The 15,940-nt window shown below is 58.3% G+C and carries 16 protein-coding genes; 6 read left to right on the forward strand and 10 right to left on the reverse strand.

What is annotated here, in order from left to right; translation table 11 throughout:
* The first annotated feature begins 143 nt into the window (after positions 1–143).
* A complete protein-coding gene (locus tag ACP7CZ_RS19525) occupies positions 144–2,342 on the forward strand; it encodes an OsmC domain/YcaO domain-containing protein (RefSeq protein ID WP_294204254.1) in 2,199 nt (732 codons plus the stop codon).
* Positions 2,343–2,465: 123 nt separating this feature from the next.
* Here the strand turns inward: ACP7CZ_RS19525 and ACP7CZ_RS19530 are convergent, their stop codons facing one another.
* From ACP7CZ_RS19530 to ACP7CZ_RS19545, 4 genes are all read right to left on the reverse strand, one after another.
* On the reverse strand, positions 2,466–3,632 hold the full coding sequence (locus tag ACP7CZ_RS19530; protein WP_054921389.1) for a cystathionine gamma-synthase: 1,167 nt from the start codon (positions 3,630–3,632) through the stop codon (positions 2,466–2,468).
* Complete coding sequence (locus ACP7CZ_RS19535; RefSeq protein WP_166405671.1) at positions 3,629–5,005, reverse strand: pyridoxal-phosphate dependent enzyme; 1,377 nt, start codon at positions 5,003–5,005, stop codon at positions 3,629–3,631. The genes ACP7CZ_RS19530 and ACP7CZ_RS19535 overlap by 4 nt, the downstream gene beginning before the upstream one ends.
* Positions 5,006–5,269: 264 nt before the next feature.
* Positions 5,270–5,752 (reverse strand): VOC family protein, encoded by a 483-nt coding sequence (locus ACP7CZ_RS19540; RefSeq protein WP_072446380.1) that lies wholly within the window; start codon positions 5,750–5,752, stop codon positions 5,270–5,272.
* A 59-nt stretch (positions 5,753–5,811) separates the two neighbouring features.
* Positions 5,812–6,996 carry an MFS transporter gene (locus tag ACP7CZ_RS19545; RefSeq protein ID WP_014718628.1) on the reverse strand — a complete coding sequence of 395 codons (1,185 nt, stop codon included), beginning with the start codon at positions 6,994–6,996 and terminating at the stop codon, positions 5,812–5,814.
* 94 nt (positions 6,997–7,090) lie between these two features.
* On the opposite strand from ACP7CZ_RS19545, the gene ACP7CZ_RS19550 reads away from it, so the two are divergent.
* Entirely contained in the window at positions 7,091–7,984 is an 894-nt protein-coding gene (locus tag ACP7CZ_RS19550; RefSeq protein WP_294204264.1) for a LysR family transcriptional regulator, read from the forward strand.
* An 89-nt stretch (positions 7,985–8,073) separates the two neighbouring features.
* Here ACP7CZ_RS19550 and ACP7CZ_RS19555 read toward each other — a convergent pair whose 3' ends face one another.
* Genes ACP7CZ_RS19555 through ACP7CZ_RS19565 form a run of 3 tightly spaced genes read right to left on the reverse strand, consistent with a single transcriptional unit; the run spans position 8,074 to position 9,891 of the window.
* Positions 8,074–9,030, reverse strand: a complete 957-nt coding sequence (locus tag ACP7CZ_RS19555) for a DUF6895 family protein (protein ID WP_294204265.1) — start codon at positions 9,028–9,030, stop codon at positions 8,074–8,076.
* Complete coding sequence (locus ACP7CZ_RS19560) at positions 9,027–9,611, reverse strand: hypothetical protein (RefSeq protein WP_294204266.1); 585 nt, start codon at positions 9,609–9,611, stop codon at positions 9,027–9,029. Before ACP7CZ_RS19560 ends, ACP7CZ_RS19555 begins: the two co-directional genes overlap by 4 nt.
* Before the next feature lie 10 nt (positions 9,612–9,621).
* Positions 9,622–9,891, reverse strand: coding sequence for a hypothetical protein (locus tag ACP7CZ_RS19565; RefSeq protein ID WP_072446388.1), 270 nt, complete (start codon positions 9,889–9,891; stop codon positions 9,622–9,624).
* A gap of 505 nt (positions 9,892–10,396) precedes the next feature.
* Here ACP7CZ_RS19565 and ACP7CZ_RS19570 point away from each other — a divergent pair.
* Positions 10,397–11,611 carry an aldose 1-epimerase family protein gene (locus tag ACP7CZ_RS19570; protein WP_294204267.1) on the forward strand — a complete coding sequence of 405 codons (1,215 nt, stop codon included), beginning with the start codon at positions 10,397–10,399 and terminating at the stop codon, positions 11,609–11,611.
* Between the two features lie 259 nt (positions 11,612–11,870).
* Positions 11,871–12,386, forward strand: a complete 516-nt coding sequence (locus ACP7CZ_RS19575; RefSeq protein ID WP_262020134.1) for a GNAT family N-acetyltransferase — start codon at positions 11,871–11,873, stop codon at positions 12,384–12,386.
* A gap of 222 nt (positions 12,387–12,608) precedes the next feature.
* Here ACP7CZ_RS19575 and ACP7CZ_RS19580 read toward each other — a convergent pair whose 3' ends face one another.
* The 3 genes from ACP7CZ_RS19580 to ACP7CZ_RS19590 all read right to left on the reverse strand — a co-directional run bounded on the left by ACP7CZ_RS19580 (position 12,609) and on the right by ACP7CZ_RS19590 (position 13,959).
* Positions 12,609–13,229, reverse strand: a complete 621-nt coding sequence (locus ACP7CZ_RS19580) for a LysE family translocator (protein ID WP_259038300.1) — start codon at positions 13,227–13,229, stop codon at positions 12,609–12,611.
* Positions 13,230–13,305: 76 nt separating this feature from the next.
* The gene (locus ACP7CZ_RS19585; RefSeq protein ID WP_003191615.1) at positions 13,306–13,554 is read right to left on the reverse strand and encodes a DUF6429 family protein; all 249 of its coding nucleotides are present in this window, start codon (positions 13,552–13,554) and stop codon (positions 13,306–13,308) included.
* Between the two features lie 51 nt (positions 13,555–13,605).
* Positions 13,606–13,959 carry a VOC family protein gene (locus tag ACP7CZ_RS19590; RefSeq protein ID WP_127882220.1) on the reverse strand — a complete coding sequence of 118 codons (354 nt, stop codon included), beginning with the start codon at positions 13,957–13,959 and terminating at the stop codon, positions 13,606–13,608.
* Between the two features lie 184 nt (positions 13,960–14,143).
* Here ACP7CZ_RS19590 and ACP7CZ_RS19595 point away from each other — a divergent pair, with 184 nt between their 5' ends.
* Positions 14,144–14,917, forward strand: coding sequence for an SDR family oxidoreductase (locus ACP7CZ_RS19595; protein WP_057975786.1), 774 nt, complete (start codon positions 14,144–14,146; stop codon positions 14,915–14,917).
* A gap of 68 nt (positions 14,918–14,985) precedes the next feature.
* A complete protein-coding gene (locus ACP7CZ_RS19600; RefSeq protein WP_054919234.1) occupies positions 14,986–15,891 on the forward strand; it encodes a LysR family transcriptional regulator in 906 nt (301 codons plus the stop codon).
* Positions 15,892–15,940: the final 49 nt, after the last annotated feature.

The following is a 15,940-nucleotide window of genomic DNA, read 5'->3' on the forward strand; positions in this document are numbered from 1 at the left end:
ACATTATCTAACTGGAGCAACGCGCTCCCACAGGGTGGACGTTAGCACCGATCAGCAGCCCATACGCAAAACCCTGAGACTTCCCGGCGAAACGCTTCATAATGGCGGCCAATTTGTTTAGCTCGTTATTCTGGTGTGCCCGCATGGAAATTAAGGTCAACTTTCTCGACAACCTTCGGCTTGAAGCCAAGTTCGATGACTTCACGGTCATTGCCGACCAGCCCATCCGCTACAAGGGCGATGGTTCGGCACCGGGGCCATTCGACTACTTCCTGGCTTCGTCGGCGTTGTGTGCGGCGTACTTTGTGAAGTTGTACTGCCAGACGCGCAATATTCCCACCGAGAATATTCGCCTGTCGCAGAACAACATCGTCGACCCGGAAAACCGCTACAACCAGATTTTCAAGATCCAGGTCGAATTGCCCACAGATATCTCCGACAAGGACCGCCAAGGCATCCTGCGCTCCATCGACCGCTGCACCGTGAAGAAGGTGGTGCAGGCCGGGCCGGAATTCGTGATTGAGGAAGTCGACAACCTCGACGCCGATGCCCAGGCGCTGTTGATGCCCAACTCCGCGTCCGCAGCAGGCACCTACATTGCCGGCAAGGACCTGCCGCTGGAGCAGACCATCGCCAACATGTCGGCGATTCTCGCGGGCCTGGGCATGAAGATCGAGATTGCCTCGTGGCGCAATATCGTGCCCAACGTGTGGTCGCTGCATATCCGCGACGCCCATTCGCCGATGTGCTTTACCAACGGCAAAGGCGCGACCAAAGAGGGCGCGCTGGCGTCGGCGCTGGGTGAGTTCATCGAGCGTCTGAACTGCAACTTCTTTTACAACGACCAGTTCTGGGGTGAGGATCTGGCCAACGCGCCGTTCGTGCATTACCCGGACGAGCGTTGGTTCCAGCCGGGCCCCAACGATGAGCTGCCGAGTGAAATCCTCGATGCCTACTGCCTGAAAGTCTACAACCGCGAGGGCGAGCTGCGCGGTTCACACCTCTTCGACACCAACTCCGGCAACGAAGCCCGTGGCATTGTCTCCCTGCCGTTCGTGCGTCAGTCCGATGGCGAGGTGGTGTATTTCCCGTCCAACCTGATCGAAAACCTCTACCTGAGCAACGGCATGAGCGCTGGCAACACCTTGGCCGAAGCCCAGGTGCAGTGCCTGTCGGAGATTTTCGAGCGAGCGGTGAAGCGCGAAATCATCGAAGGCGAATTTGCGCTGCCGGACGTACCCGCCGAAGTGCTGGCCAAGTACCCGGGCATCCTGGCGGGTATCGAAGGCCTGGAAGCCCAGGGCTTTCCGGTGCTGGTCAAGGACGCGTCCCTGGGCGGTGAATTCCCGGTGATGTGCGTGACCTTGATGAACCCGCGCACCGGCGGCGTGTTCGCTTCGTTCGGCGCGCACCCCAGCCTGGAAGTGGCGCTGGAACGCAGCCTCACCGAGCTGCTGCAAGGCCGTAGCTTCGAAGGCTTGAACGACCTGCCGCAGCCGACCTTCGAAGGCCAGGCGGTCACCGAGCCGAACAACTTCGTCGAGCACTTTATCGATTCCAGCGGCGTAGTGTCGTGGCGCTTCTTTAGTGCCCAGTCGGATTATGAATTCGTCGAGTGGGACTTCTCCGGCCAGGGCGAAGACTCCAACGTCCAGGAAGCAGCCACGCTGTTCGGCATCCTCGAAGGCATGGGCAAAGAGTCGTACATGGCGGTGTATGAGCACCTGGGCGCTACTGCCTGCCGCATCCTGGTGCCGGACTACTCGGAAATCTATCCGGTGGACGACCTGATCTGGGACAACACCAACAAGGCGCTGTTTTTCCGCGAAGACATCCTCAACCTGCACCGCCTCAGCGAGGAGGAACTGCAGGCGTTGGTCGAGCGCCTGATAGAAAGTGAGCTGGACGACTACACCGATATCACTACGTTGATTGGCATTGAGTTCGACGACAACACCGCGTGGGGCCAGTTGACCATTCTGGAGCTGAAACTGCTGATATTCCTGGCGCTGAAGCAGTATGAAGAGGCTAAGGAGTGCGTGGAGATGTTCCTGCAGTACAACGACAACACCGTTGAGCGGGGCCTGTTTTACCAGGCGATGAACGCGGTGCTGGAGATGGAACTGGATGATGATCTGGAGCTGGCTGACTACGAGGCCAACTTCCGGCGCATGTTCGGTAATGAGCGCATGGACGCGGTGATCGGTTCGGTTGACGGCAGTGTGCGCTTTTATGGGCTGACGCCGACCAGCATGAAGCTGGAAGGCCTGGACCGGCATTTGCGCTTGATCGACAGCTACAAGAAGCTGCATGCGGCGCGGGCCAGCATCACCCAAGGCTGATACACACTGATCGTTCCGACGCTCCGCGTGGGAATGCAGTCAGGGACGCTCTGCGTCCCCAAGCGTGACGCAGAGCGTCACCGGTTGCGTTCCCACGCGGAGCGTAAGAACGATCAAATTGAGTTAGATGTGGGCCAAGGCTTGCGCCAGATCGGCGCGCAAATCCTCCACATCTTCAACCCCCACCGACAAGCGCACCAGCCCATCGCCAATCCCCAATTGCGCTCGCGTCGCCGCCGGGATGCTGGCATGGGTCATAATCGCCGGGTGCTCGATCAGGCTTTCCACGCCCCCCAGGCTCTCGGCCAGGGCGAAGATCTTCACGTTTTCCAGAAAGCGCGTCGCGCCGGCCAAGTCGCTGTTCAAGTCCACTGAAATCATCCCGCCAAAGCCGCGCATCTGCTGTTTCGCCAGGTCGTGCTGTGGGTGGGATTTGAGGCCCGGGTAGTGAACCCGTGACACTTGCGGCTGTTGCTCCAGCCAGGTGGCCAGGTCCAGGGCATTGCTGCAATGACGCTCCATGCGCAGCGCCAGGGTTTTTACCCCGCGCAGGGTCAGGAAGGCATCGAACGGCCCGGCGATGGCGCCGATGGAGTTTTGCAGGAAGCCCAGACGTTCGGCCAATTCAGTGTTATCACCGACAACAGCGATACCACCGATCACATCAGAATGCCCATTGAGGTATTTGGTGGTGGAGTGCACCACGATGTCGAAGCCCAACTCCAGCGGGCGCTGGATCCAGGGGCTGGCAAAGGTATTGTCGGCCACGCAGATAATCCCGCGGGCACGGCAGATGCGGGCCACGGCGCGCAGGTCGGTCAGGCTCAGCAGCGGGTTGCTTGGGGTTTCGACCCAGACCATGCGCGTGTCGTCCTGCAATGACGCTTCAAACGCCGACAAGTCGCTGAGGTCGACATAGCTGAAACGGTGCCCGGCACTGCGCTGGCGCACTTTGTCGAACAGCCGGAAAGTGCCGCCGTACAGGTCGTTGCCCGAGACGATATGCGCGCCGGCATCCAGCAGTTCCAGCACGGTGGAGATCGCCGCCAGCCCCGAGGCAAACGCAAACGCCTGGCTGCCGCCTTCAAGGTCGGCCACGCAGCGTTCCAGGGCGAAACGCGTGGGGTTATGGGAGCGGCCATAGTCAAACCCCTTGTGCACGCCAGGGCTGTCTTGCAGGTAGGTGGAGTTGGCGTAGATCGGCGGCATCAGCGCGCCCGTGGTCGGGTCGGGTGACTGCCCGGCGTGGATCACACGGGTGGCAAACGCGCTTTTATCGGGCTGGCTCATGCTAGGGATCTCCGTAGGTGGTTAAGCAGGTCGACGCGGGTGATCAGGCCATGAAAGCCTGCGGCGTCGGCAATGATGGCGACCAGGCCGCGATCCAGTTCAGCCTGCAGTTCGGCCAGGCTGGCGTTGGGGGCCAGGGTGTGCAGGGTGTTGGTCATGGCGCTGGCGACGGTCATGGAAAAATCTGCGGCGTCGTGGTGCAGGCCCAGCAGGATGTCGGACTCGTCGATCACGCCCACCAGGGTCTGGCCATCGACAAGCACCGGCAGTTGCGACACGTCCGCCAGGCGCATGCGCTGGAAGGCGGTGAGCAGGGTGTCGTCGGGGCTTACGCTGATCACGCGGCCGTCTTCGAAGCGGCGCGCGATCAGATCGCGCAGGTCGCCGTAGTGTTTGTACTGCAACAGGCCGGCGTCGTTCATCCACTGGTCGTTGTAAACCTTCGACAGGTAGCGCGTACCGGTGTCGCAGACGAAGGTGACCACGCGCTTGGGCTCGGTTTGCTCGCGGCAGTAGCGCAAGGCCGCGGCGAGCAGTGTGCCGGTGGATGAGCCGCCGAGGATGCCTTCGGCCTTGAGCAATTGGCGGGCGTGGTCGAAGCTGTCGGCATCGCTGATGGAGTAGGCGTGGCGCACGCTGGACAGGTCGGCGATCGAGGGGATGAAGTCTTCGCCTATCCCTTCAACGGCCCAGGAACCGGGAGTTTCCAGGGTGCGGCTGCGGCTGTATTCGGCCATTACCGAACCGACCGGGTCGGCCAGCACCATGGCCAGTTCGGGTTGCACGCGCTTGAAGAAACGCGTGAGGCCGGTGAGGGTGCCGGCCGAGCCGACGCCCACCACAATCGCGTCCACATCGTGCTGGGTCTGCGCCCAAATCTCCGGCGCGGTACTGGTCTCGTGGGCCAAGGGGTTGGCCGGGTTATTGAACTGGTCGGCGAAGAACGAGCCCGGAATATCTTTGGCCAAACGTGCCGCCACGTCCTGGTAATACTCGGGATGGCCCTTGCCCACATCGGAGCGGGTGATATGCACCTCGGCGCCCATGGCCTTCAGGTGCAGCACCTTTTCCGTGGACATCTTGTCGGGCACCACCAACACCACCCGGTAGCCCTTGGCCCGGCCCACCAGCGCCAGGCCCAGGCCGGTATTGCCGGCGGTGGCTTCAATGATGGTACCGCCCGGGCGCAAGCGACCGTCGCGTTCAGCGGCGTCGATCATCGCCAGGCCGATGCGGTCCTTGATGGAACCGCCGGGGTTTTGCGATTCAAGCTTGAGAAACAGCGTGCAGGGGCCGGTATCGAAGCGGCTGACCTTGACCAGCGGGGTATTGCCGATCAGTTCGAGTACAGCGGGGCGTGAAGGGGTGGGCATGTCGTCTCCTGGTTACGGGATGGGCGCAGGGCGGGGGACAGCAAAAAAACAGCATGGCTTGGAACATAGGCCGGTATTGACGGTGTCGCAACCGGGCGTCCGTTGTATGACTTTTTTTGCCGCATGGGGGAGGGCGCGCGATCCAGAAGTGGGAGCTGGCTTGTCGGGTCGCCGCATCGCTGCGATGGCGGTGGTGCTGTTGGCATTTGTGCTGCCTGACCCACCGCCATCGCGGCCTCGCTAAGGCTCGAGCGCTCCCACCGTTCAGTTTCCGGCAATGGCGGCTTCGATGGCAGCGATGTCGATTTTGGTCATGGTCATCATCGCTTCAAATGCACGCTTGGCGACGGCAGGATCTTTACTGGTAACTGCATCGACCAGCACCCGCGGCGAGATCTGCCACGACAGCCCCCACTTGTCCTTGCACCAACCGCAAGCGCTCGCCTGCCCACCGTTGTCGATGATGGCATGCCAAAAGCGGTCGGTTTCCTCCTGGTTATCCGTGGACACCTGAAAGGAAAACGCCTCACTGTGTTTGAACGCCGGGCCGCCATTGAGGCCCACGCAGGGGATACCCAGCACGGTGAACTCCACGGTCAACTCATCGCCCTGCTTGCCAGCCGGGTAGTCGCCAGGCGCACGGTGCACGGCCTTTACTTCGCTGTTGGGGAAGGTGTTGGCGTAGAAGGTCGCTGCCGCCAGGGCATCGCCGTTGTACCAGAGGCAGATCGTATTTTTGTTGTTCATCGCAAGGCTCCTCGGGTTGAAAGGTGCATGAAGTCTAGACGAACAACCTGCAACGCCACTCAGGCTTGCACCGCCTCCCGGCCAGCGCGTGCGTCGGCCCGCCGCGAACGCCAGCTCAGCCCCAATACCATCAGCAAGCCCAGGCCCGCCATCAGTGCGCCTGCCAGGGATATGGCCGGGTAGCCCAGCCCGGCATTGATCACCGCGCCACCCAATGCCGCACCAATCGCATTGCCAAAATTGAACGCACCGATGTTCATCGCCGAAGCCAGGTTAGGCGCATCTTTGGCGGCCTCCATCACCCGCATCTGCAGCGGCGGCACCAGAGCAAAGCTGGCAGCGCCCCACAGTAGGATCGACAGTGCAGCGGGCAACGGCCATTGCATGAGCACCGAAAAGGCCAACAGCACGGCAATCAACACCACCAGCGAGATGATCAACGTGCGGTCTACCGAGCGGTCCGCTGACTTGCCACCCCACACATTGCCCAGGGTGAGCCCGATTCCGAACAGCACCAGCATCCCGGTGACGAAGTTGGTCGAAGCGTGGGTAACGTCCCGCAGAATCGGCGCGATGTAGGTAAATACCGTAAACATCGCACTCGAGCCCACTACTGTCAGCGCCAACGCCGCCAGCACAGGCCCGCGACCCAGCACACGGATTTCCGCCATCAGCCCGCCGCCTTTGGGCGCCGGCGCATTGGGCAAGGCCCACCACAGCGCCGCCATGACCACCGCGCCAAGCCCACTGATGCCCCAGAACGCGGTACGCCAACCAAAGTTTTCGCCAAACCAGGTCGCCAGAGGCACGCCGCCAATGGTTGCGAGGGTCAGCCCCATGAACATCGCCGCCACAGCGCCCGCGCGCTTCTCGGGCGCCACCAGGCTTGCGGCCACAATCGAGCCAATCCCAAAGAACGCTCCGTGATTGAGCGACGTCACCAGCCTGGCGATCATCAGCGTCTGGTAGTTGCTGGCCAGCGCCGACAGCAAATTACCCAGGGTAAAAATCGCCATCAGCCCGATCAGCAAATAGCGGCGGGGCACCCTGGCCGTCGCCAGGGTCATGATCGGCGCGCCAATCAGCACGCCCATGGCGTAGGCGCTTACCAACAGCCCCGCAGCGGGAATGGAAACGTCAAGATCAGCGGCGATACCGGGCAACATGCCCATAGGTGCAAACTCTGTGACCCCGATGCCAAAGGCACCGACGGACAATGCTACAAGGGGGGGATTGATACGCATGGGTGACTCCTCATCTGTGAGCCAAATGCTACAATCCTGCCTTTTTCAGCAGTAGCCCTTGGTTGGGAACTACAGCTTTGCGCAGGAGGCACAAATGGACATCGGCGGGCGCTCGGGAGAGATGGAAGTCTTCACTATGGTCGCCGAGCACGGCAGCCTGTCGGGCGCGGCCAGGGCTTTGGGACTGACCCCATCGGCCATCAGCCGCATCATCACCCGCACCGAACAGCGCGTAGGCACCCGCCTGCTGCTGCGCACCACCCGCGCCATCACCTTCACCGCCGAAGGCGAAGCCTACCTGCGCGGCGCCCGGCGTATCCTCGCCGACATGGCCGAAGTCGAAGATGCCATCACCGACCAGGGCGCCCCACGCGGACGCCTACGCGTCAGCGCCGCACTGGCCCACGGCCGCATGACCATAGTCCCCCTGATCGCCGCCTTCAGCGCCCGCTATCCCGCCATCGTCGTTGACCTGATGCTCGGCGATGAAGTCGTGGACATCCTCGGCGGCCAAGCCGACGTTGCCATCCGCTTCGGCCCCCTCGCCGACAGCCCCCTGACTGCTCGCCTTATCGGCTCTACCGGGCAGGTTATCGTTGCTTCACCGGACTACCTGGCACGGCATGGCACCCCCGTGACGCCGCAGGATTTACTGCAACACAACTGCCTGCGCTTCAACTTCCGCAGAGCGGCACCGGATTGGCCGTTTCGGGTGGAGGGGCGGGAGTTTTCGCTGAAGGTGGCGGGGACGATTGAGGGGAATAGTGGTGAGGCATTGGCGCAGTTGGCGAAGCTGGGGGCGGGGGTGGCGAGGATTGGAGCGTTTAGTGTAGTGGAGGAGGTGAGGCAGGGGGAGTTGGTGGTGTTGCTGGAGGAATTTAACCCGGGGGATGTGGAGCCGATTCATGCGGTGTTTGTGGGGGGAGGGGCGATGCCGGCGCGGGTTAGGGCGTTTGTGGATTTTTTGGTGGAGAGGTGTGGGGGGTGAGGGGAGGGATTTTTGGGGAGGAGGGGGCTGACCGGCGGATTTCGGCCAAAAGGGACCATTAGATTGGGGTGATTGATCGTTCGAACCCGCTAACCTTCTTGGTTACTAACGCCCATGTTATCCGACCACGTTGAGCCGGTGGTTAGAAGTTCTCTGGTGGGGCATGCTGACTCAAGTAGACTAAACGCCATTATGCCAACTAATGTAGTGTGATAGTTTTGAAGAAAAATTGACCTACCTTCATCCCTGATACCGGAAAGTAGGCTCTTGCCTCCATTTTCCGGGCCAGGCAAGAACCCTGATGGGCTTATTGATTCAGCAATTATTTTGAAGCTAACTAGCTCGTTGTAAGGCTTTCCTATGCATAGGGAAACCATTAACAGTTCGGTAAATATATCAAGGTTGTTGTCACCAAGAAAAATTCTCTTCCAGGCAGGCAGCCAGGTTCTTATGTAGCTGGTGGTTGCTGGTGTTAGAGAGTCAGGTGATGCGCCAAAGTTTGTTATGTAGAAAACTTCGTGAGTTAGCGCATAGGCTGAATCATTTTCGATGATCCATGGCTCTGGGCGATGATATGACCACGTAAGATCAGGCGAGTATTTTAAGCTTTCAAACACTTCCAGGTCGCACAATGCCCTATTTAGATCCAGGCGGCGCCAGTAAGGGTATTGAATGGATTTTGAGAACTCTGACTCTGAGAAGTTTTTTATCAATCGCCCTAGGGATTCGTTTTTTATGTTGTTTCGATAAAATGTTGCGTAAAGAGAGCTAATCATCATTAGTCCTGGGCGACTGATTAGCGCCAACTTGAGGAAGTCGCCAGAGTCGAGCTCTAGCCAAGCCCACTCTAGCAACTCTCTCGCTGCTACGGAATGCAAATTTCCTCGGATCATTAGGTCGCAGCAAAGAGCGAGCTCACCAATTGGCTTAAGCAGAATAAGCTGCTCATCAGTTGTTTTGCCTAACTTGTGGGAAAAATTATCTCGATTGGCTACTACCCAGTTAATTAGCTTTAGCACCGCCTCTACATTTTTTTCAATGTTCATATGCGCTCCCTATGCGGCACTAGATTGGCCATTTTTAGCCACCACTTCAATTTTGCATCAGCCATTGACTCGGCCGTTATGTTTATGTAATTAACTGCTTGCTTTATCGAGAGAGCTTCCGTCTCACTCAGTTCGCGTTTCGCGGATAAGGCAGCATGAACCCAAAATATTGATTTGAATAAATCTCGTGAAGAAAGTGAGAGCACCAACTCTTCACACGGCTTGATTGCAAATGAATCCGTGGTGTTTTCGTTGAAAATTATTCCATACTTGAATAGCTCTTCAGTGCAATTGGATTCACTTATATCTCTATGTATTGATGGGGGCTTTTGTGGGTAATTTTTTATGACGGACTTAATAAAATCTGCGCTCGGTGTATTTGTTAAAAATACTTCACTATAATCGGCTAGGCATGACAGTATCTCCTTCGGGGCGACTATCTCTTCGAGTTTGTATGCTGCAAGAATATCAAGGGAGAAAAGGGAAACATTCAATGCTTCCTTGGCTGAAATTGATTCAGCTCTTAAAAAGGCTTGAATGCTCCCCATGCCTGATAACAATATCTTATAGTTCAATTTCACCACGCTTACGTTAAATTTCGTCGATTTTTACCCATGTTGTATCGAATCTAACCAAGAATTGAGGCGTTATTGTTCCAAGTCCAACGTAGGCCTTTAGATCCTTTATTAGATCTCGCTCAGATTGGTCAAGTGAGTTTAAATCTCCAGAGGACAGAAGCTTTTCAAGCGCTATCTTTTGATCAGGGGTAGCATTTAGATTTGAAATATCCACTTCAATCGCTGTGCCTGTGTCTCCAGTGAGTCTGATTTTGGGTGTAGCTGAGACGGTCGTCGATTTCATTTTGAGATCCTTTGGCTGGATTTCAGTTGATTGGTTCGTCTTTGGCTTGTTTTTGAATTTTGTTCGCAGCGCTCCTTTCGTGCTCAGATGTGAGTTTCTAACTATAAATAGACGGCAAAAGTGGTGTAATGCTTTCCGCTGCTGTGTCTGATTGTGCTCCTTGCCTGTGCATCACTCCCTGCTCTGTCTCATGTGTCGCGCCAGAAATAGGAAAAGCGATATGGCTTTTGGCCACATCCCGAAGCCTAGCAGGTTATCTATGGTCTGCAATTGGCCGTTTGCAGCCAATGAGTCAACGCAAGGTTGTAACCGGCACGGATGGACCAAAGCTCATACACCGCCCACTCGCGTTTTCGTTCCAGCCTGCCCGCAAGCGCATCGCCTTGACCTCCTTATCTGTTCCACCTTCTTCATGGCCTTTCCCCACACTGTCGCGTCTTTTAAGCTTGCTGAAACGTTTCATCGAGTTTATAAATCACAAACAACTCCAATAAAGGCCACCGCCATGACCCCGCTAAAACTCCTCGTTGCCCTCAGCGCATTCTCTGCCGCCTCTCAAGCCCTGGCCTGGGATTACGTGTTGCTCGACACGGACAAAGCCGCCCAGAACTGGCAGGTCAGCAGCCAGCAACTCGGCATCCAAACCGACAAGCCCTTCAGCGTCACCCTGCGCACCTTGCACGGCGGTCGGCAGGAGGGTGTGAGCATCGTGGATATCGACAACGGCACGTTGAAGCTCTCGGTAGTGCCGACCCGTGGCATGAACGTGTTGCAGGCGTCGGTTGGTGATGTGCGTATGGGTTGGGATTCGCCGGTCAAGGAAGTGGTGAATCCGTCCTTCATCGAGCTCAATGGCCGTGGTGGTCTGGGTTGGCTGGAAGGTTTCAATGAGCTGGTTACTCGTTGCGGCTACGAATGGGTGGGGCATCCTGGCATCGACAACGGCGAACTGCTGACCCTGCACGGTCGGGCCGCGAATATTCCTGCGAATAAAGTCACCCTGCATATCGATGAAAAACCGCCGTACGCGATCACCCTGCGTGGCGAGTTGAAAGAGCAGGCGTTCAAGAAGGTCGATTTCTCTGTTGCGACCGAACTGGTCACCGAGCCTGGCAGTGTGGTGTTCGCCCTCAACGACACGCTGACCAACAATGGCGATTATCCGAAGGAATACCAGGCGCTGTATCACAGTAACTTCAGCACGCCGTTCCTGGAGCAGGGCGCGCGTTTCGTTGCGCCAGTGAAGCAGGTGTCGCCGTTCAACGACAAGGCCAAGGGCGAACTGGCCGACTGGCAAACCTACCGTGCGCCGACCAAGGACTATGACGAAACGGTTTACAACGTGGTGCCGTATGCCGATGCCAAGGGCGATACCTTGACCGTGCTGCATAACAAGGCCGGCAGCCTGGGGGTTTCGGTTGGCTTCAATACGCAGACACTGCCGGTGTTTTCCCTGTGGAAGAACACTGATACCCAAGGGCAGGGCTATGTCACGGGGTTGGAGCCGGGGACGAGTTTTTCGTACAACCGTCGTTATCAGCGGCCATTGAACCTGGTGCCTACGATCGGGGCGAAGGAACATAAGCAGTTCCGTATCAGCTACAGCTTGTTGGCGGATAAGGCGGCTGTTGAAAAGGCCTTGAAGCAGGTCAGCGAGATTCAGGGTGGGCGGGAGACTGAGGTGCGGCAGACGCCTTTGGTGGATCTGACCAAGGGGTGACATTGGCTGGAGCCTTCACGCGGGGCCCGGCGTTCTTCATCGACGCCGGAATCGCCCTGCAACTGTAGGAGCGAGCTTGCTCGCGAAAAAACCACAGGCGCCGCGTTCACTCAGGAAGCCCGCGTTATCGTTGAAGTTCTTCGCGAGCAAGCTCGCTCCTACATTGGGGTTGGCATTGATATTGGGCCCTGTTCAGCGCAGGGCTTTCTGTCATCGACGGGCATGCATACTGGAATAACCGTATTTCAGGAGCATCTCCATGATTCGCAGAGCATTACCCACCGACGCAAAAGCCATTGCCCAGGTGCATATCAGCAGTTGGCAAGACGCCTATCGTGACCTGATGCCTGCCCAGTTCTTGAGCGGATTGCAAGCAACGCTGGCTAGGCGCGAAGCCCATTGGGTACGCTCGATTGCCTCGGGTGAGTCAACGGTATGGGTCGCCGAGGTGGGCCAGCAGGTGGTTGGCTGGATAGCCGTCGGCGCCAGCCGTGACGAAGACGCCGTGCAGGCCATTGCAGGTGAGGTCATGGCCATCTACGTACTCGCCGAGTATTGGCACACCGGCGTCGGGCGGGCCTTGTGGAATGCCGGCTTGCAGGACCTGTTGGCGCAAGGCTATGAGCGTTTAACGCTGTGGGTCTTGGCCGGTAATGAAAGGGCGATTCGATTTTATCGCCGGTCGGGGTGCGTCGAGGAGGCCGGGACAGAGCGCCATCTTGAGAGGGGCGGTGTGGCGCTGCTGGAGGTGAGGTATGGTTTGCCGTTGAGATAGCCTAGGTATTTACGCAACTTGGGCATCAGTGGGATCGTTGTCGGCTGCCAGGCCGTCATCGCAGGCAAGCCAGCTCCCACTTTGGATCGCGGGGCATCAGTTATGTCAGCGTCGGCTGCCAGGTCGTCACGGGAGCAAGCTCCCTCGCCACAGGTGCAGCCTCGTACTGAAGGTAGGTGGATACCGATGACGGCTATCTTCACAGGCGCATTCACACCTCACTCATGCCTTACGCGCAGTCAACAACACCGCCGCGGCCGCTGACAACAAACCCGCGCAGCAGCGATTGAACAGGCGCTTGCCCTTCGGCTCGGCAAACCAGCGGCGCATATGCAGGCCCATATAGGCGTAGGCGCTGATAGCCACCCATTCCAAGGCCAGGAACATCACACCCAGCAGGGCAAATTGCGCGGTGATGGGTTGGCCGGGCACCACGAATTGCGGGAGGAAGGCGGTGAAAATCAGGATCGCTTTGGGGTTGCCCGCGGCCACCAGAAATTCCTGCCGCGCCAAGGCCCACAGGCCTACCTTGCTCGGCGCGGTGTCCACCTGCTGCTGCGGGTCTGCGCGCCATAGCTGATATGCCAGGTAAAACAGATACGCCGCGCCGAGAATCTTGATCCCGTAGAACAACAACTCCGAGGTTTGCAGTACCACCGCCAAGCCAGCGGACGCGAGGGCGATCATGCCGGCGAAGGCCAGCAGACGGCCGAGACCGGCGAGGCAGGAGGTGCGGTAGCCATAGCGGGTAGCGTTGCTCACGGATAGCAGGTTATTGGGGCCGGGGGCCATGTTCAGGGCGAAGCAGGCGGGCAGGAAGAGGGCTAGGGTGGCGAGGTCCATGGCGGCTCCGGGTTGGCAGGTCGGGGAGTCTTGAGGATAAACGCATGAAGCGCGGTTTAACACTCCGTGGCTGGGCTTATGGCCCCGCGAGCGCTTCAGGTGCCGCGCCAAACAACCGATCGGCAATTTGCCTGCCCCGTTCCAAGCCTTCCTGCGTCAACCAAATGGATTTGTTTTTGTTCACCGGATTACTGATAAAACCTTGCTCGTGGAGTCGGTTCATTATTTGAAAGTCGTGGCCTTTCCATGAGTTGCCGTTATCAAAGCTGAAGGTGGTCAGCAGGGCAAGTACGGCTTCCTCAATCAGTTTTTCGTCGTATTCCATATTGGGTACTCCGCTTGAGTGACACAGACCCTGTTGAGTTTACGCTCAACATCACGCAGCACTCCACACCGCTAACTCATACCCATCCGGATCGGTAAAGTGGAACCGGCTGCCACCGGGAAACGAAAATGTCTGGCGGGTTATCACCGCTCCCAGCTGTTGAAGCCTCTGCTGCACACTGTCCAAGTCATCTGCGTACACGATAACCAAGGGGCCGCCCGGCCGCACAGGCTCGCCGGTGGTGAAACCACCCGTGAGCCGGCCATCGCTGAACTCGCTGTAGGTGGGGCCGTAATCGACGAAAGTCCAGCCGAATGCAGCGCCGTAGAAGGCTTTGCTGCGGGCAATGTCGCTTACGTTGAATTCGATATTGTCGATCTGTCGGTCTCTGCCACGAGTACTCATGGGGGCTTCCTTGGCCGGCGTGCAAGGCCGGAGTGTAGCGTACCTCACATCCTTTTAATTCACCGATAGGGCGTTTGTGATTAGCCAGTATCTCTGAACACTGCATCCAGCCAAGGTGTGCTTATCTTTGTCGAGGGCCACTCTAGAATGGCGGCGTACTTCTCCCAATTAAAGGAATGTTGTCATGCCTAATCATTCAATCAACGGCAAGGTTGCACTGATCGCGGGTGGTGCGAAGAACCTCGGCGGGTTGATCGCCCGCGATCTGGCCAAGCATGGCGCCAAGGCTGTGGTCGTGCACTACAACAGCGATTCCAGCCAGGCTGACGCGAACGCAACCGTCACCGCAATTGAGGCGCTAGGCGCGAAGGCTGTGGCCTTGCAAGCAGACCTGACCACGGCGGGAGCGATGGAAAAACTCTTCAACGATGCCGTCGCGGCAGTCGGCAGGCCGGACATCGCGATCAATACCGTGGGCAAGGTGCTGAAAAAGCCAATGGCTGAAATCACGGAGGCGGAGTACGACGAGATGATGGCCGTCAATTCCAAGACTGCGTTCTTTTTTATCAAGGAAGCCGGCAAGCACCTCAATGACAATGGCAAGATCTGCACTATTGTCACTTCACTGCTGGGCGCTTTCACGCCCTTCTACGCTGCATATGCCGGCAGCAAGGCGCCGGTAGAGCAATTTACGCGAGCGGCGGCGAAGGAGCTGGGCGTTCGGGGTATTTCGGTCACAGCAGTAGGGCCGGGGCCGATGGACACGCCGTTCTTCTACCCGGCCGAAGGTGAGGATGCGGTCAGTTACCACAAGACGGCTGCCGCGCTGTCGCCGTTCTCGCGCACGGGCCTGACAGATATTGAGGATGTGGTCCCGTTCATCCGTAACCTGGTCAGTGACGGCTGGTGGGTGACTGGCCAGACAATTTTGATCAATGGCGGCTACACCACCAAGTAAACGGTCAACGCACAGGCGCAGACGTGGTGAGCGCCGATCGATCCGTGCCCCCCGAGCATTGAGAGCCCATGGATAGAATCGAACAGTACCGCGTCTTCGTTCAGGTCGCAGAGCTTGGCAGTTTCATACAAGCGGCACGGCTGATGAGGCTGCCACGCGCAAGCGTGTCGGCCGCCATTCAACAGCTGGAGGCCAATGCCGGCACTCGACTGCTGCACCGGACAACCCGCAAGGTCTCCCTGACCGCCGATGGCACCCAGTTACTGCTGAAGGCGCGCCAGGTCTTGCTGGACATCGATGATATCGACCAACTGTTTAACAGCCATCAGGAACAGGTCATGGGCCGTCTGGAAGTGGACGTGCCCAGCCGCATAGCGCGGCGCCTGGTGATGCCTGCGTTGGCCGAGTTTCTCCGCCGCTACCCTGGGCTCCAACTCGGCCTGGGCTCCACCGATCGCGCCATTGATTTGGTACAGGAAGGTGTTGACTGTGTCATTCGTTTTGGCACCCCGCAGAACAGCAGCCTGGTGGTGAAACCGTTGGGCAAGGTGTTGCTGGTCAATTGCGCGAGCCCCGCATACTTGGCGGAATTCGGGGTGCCCACACAGCCTTGCGATCTGCAAAACCGGCATGTCTGTATCGGCTACAGCACGAGCGCAGGCGGGCAGGAAACGGCCTGGGAATATTGCGTCGATGGCACCGCGCAGGCTGTCATGATGCCGAGCCGTGTGGTGGTCAATAATGCCGAAAGCTATATCGCAGGATGCTGTGCAGGGCTTGGCTTGATTCAGGTGCCGTTGTTCGATGTTCAGCATTTATTGGACAGCGGCGAATTGGTGGAGGTGATGGCGGCCTATCGGCCGGCCCCCATGTGCGTTTCAGTCCTGTACCCGACTCGCCGCCAACGCTCTCGTCGCCTTGGCGCGTTCATCGATTGGTTTGCCGCCTTGATGGCTCCGCATCTGGAACCTTGATGCACTCCAGCGCTCTGCCCACCTGTTCTCTCTGACTCGCCATGTTCCG

This window comes from Pseudomonas sp. DWP2-2, from assembly GCF_049897065.1.
In the GTDB taxonomy this organism is placed as follows: domain Bacteria; phylum Pseudomonadota; class Gammaproteobacteria; order Pseudomonadales; family Pseudomonadaceae; genus Aquipseudomonas; species Aquipseudomonas paracarnis.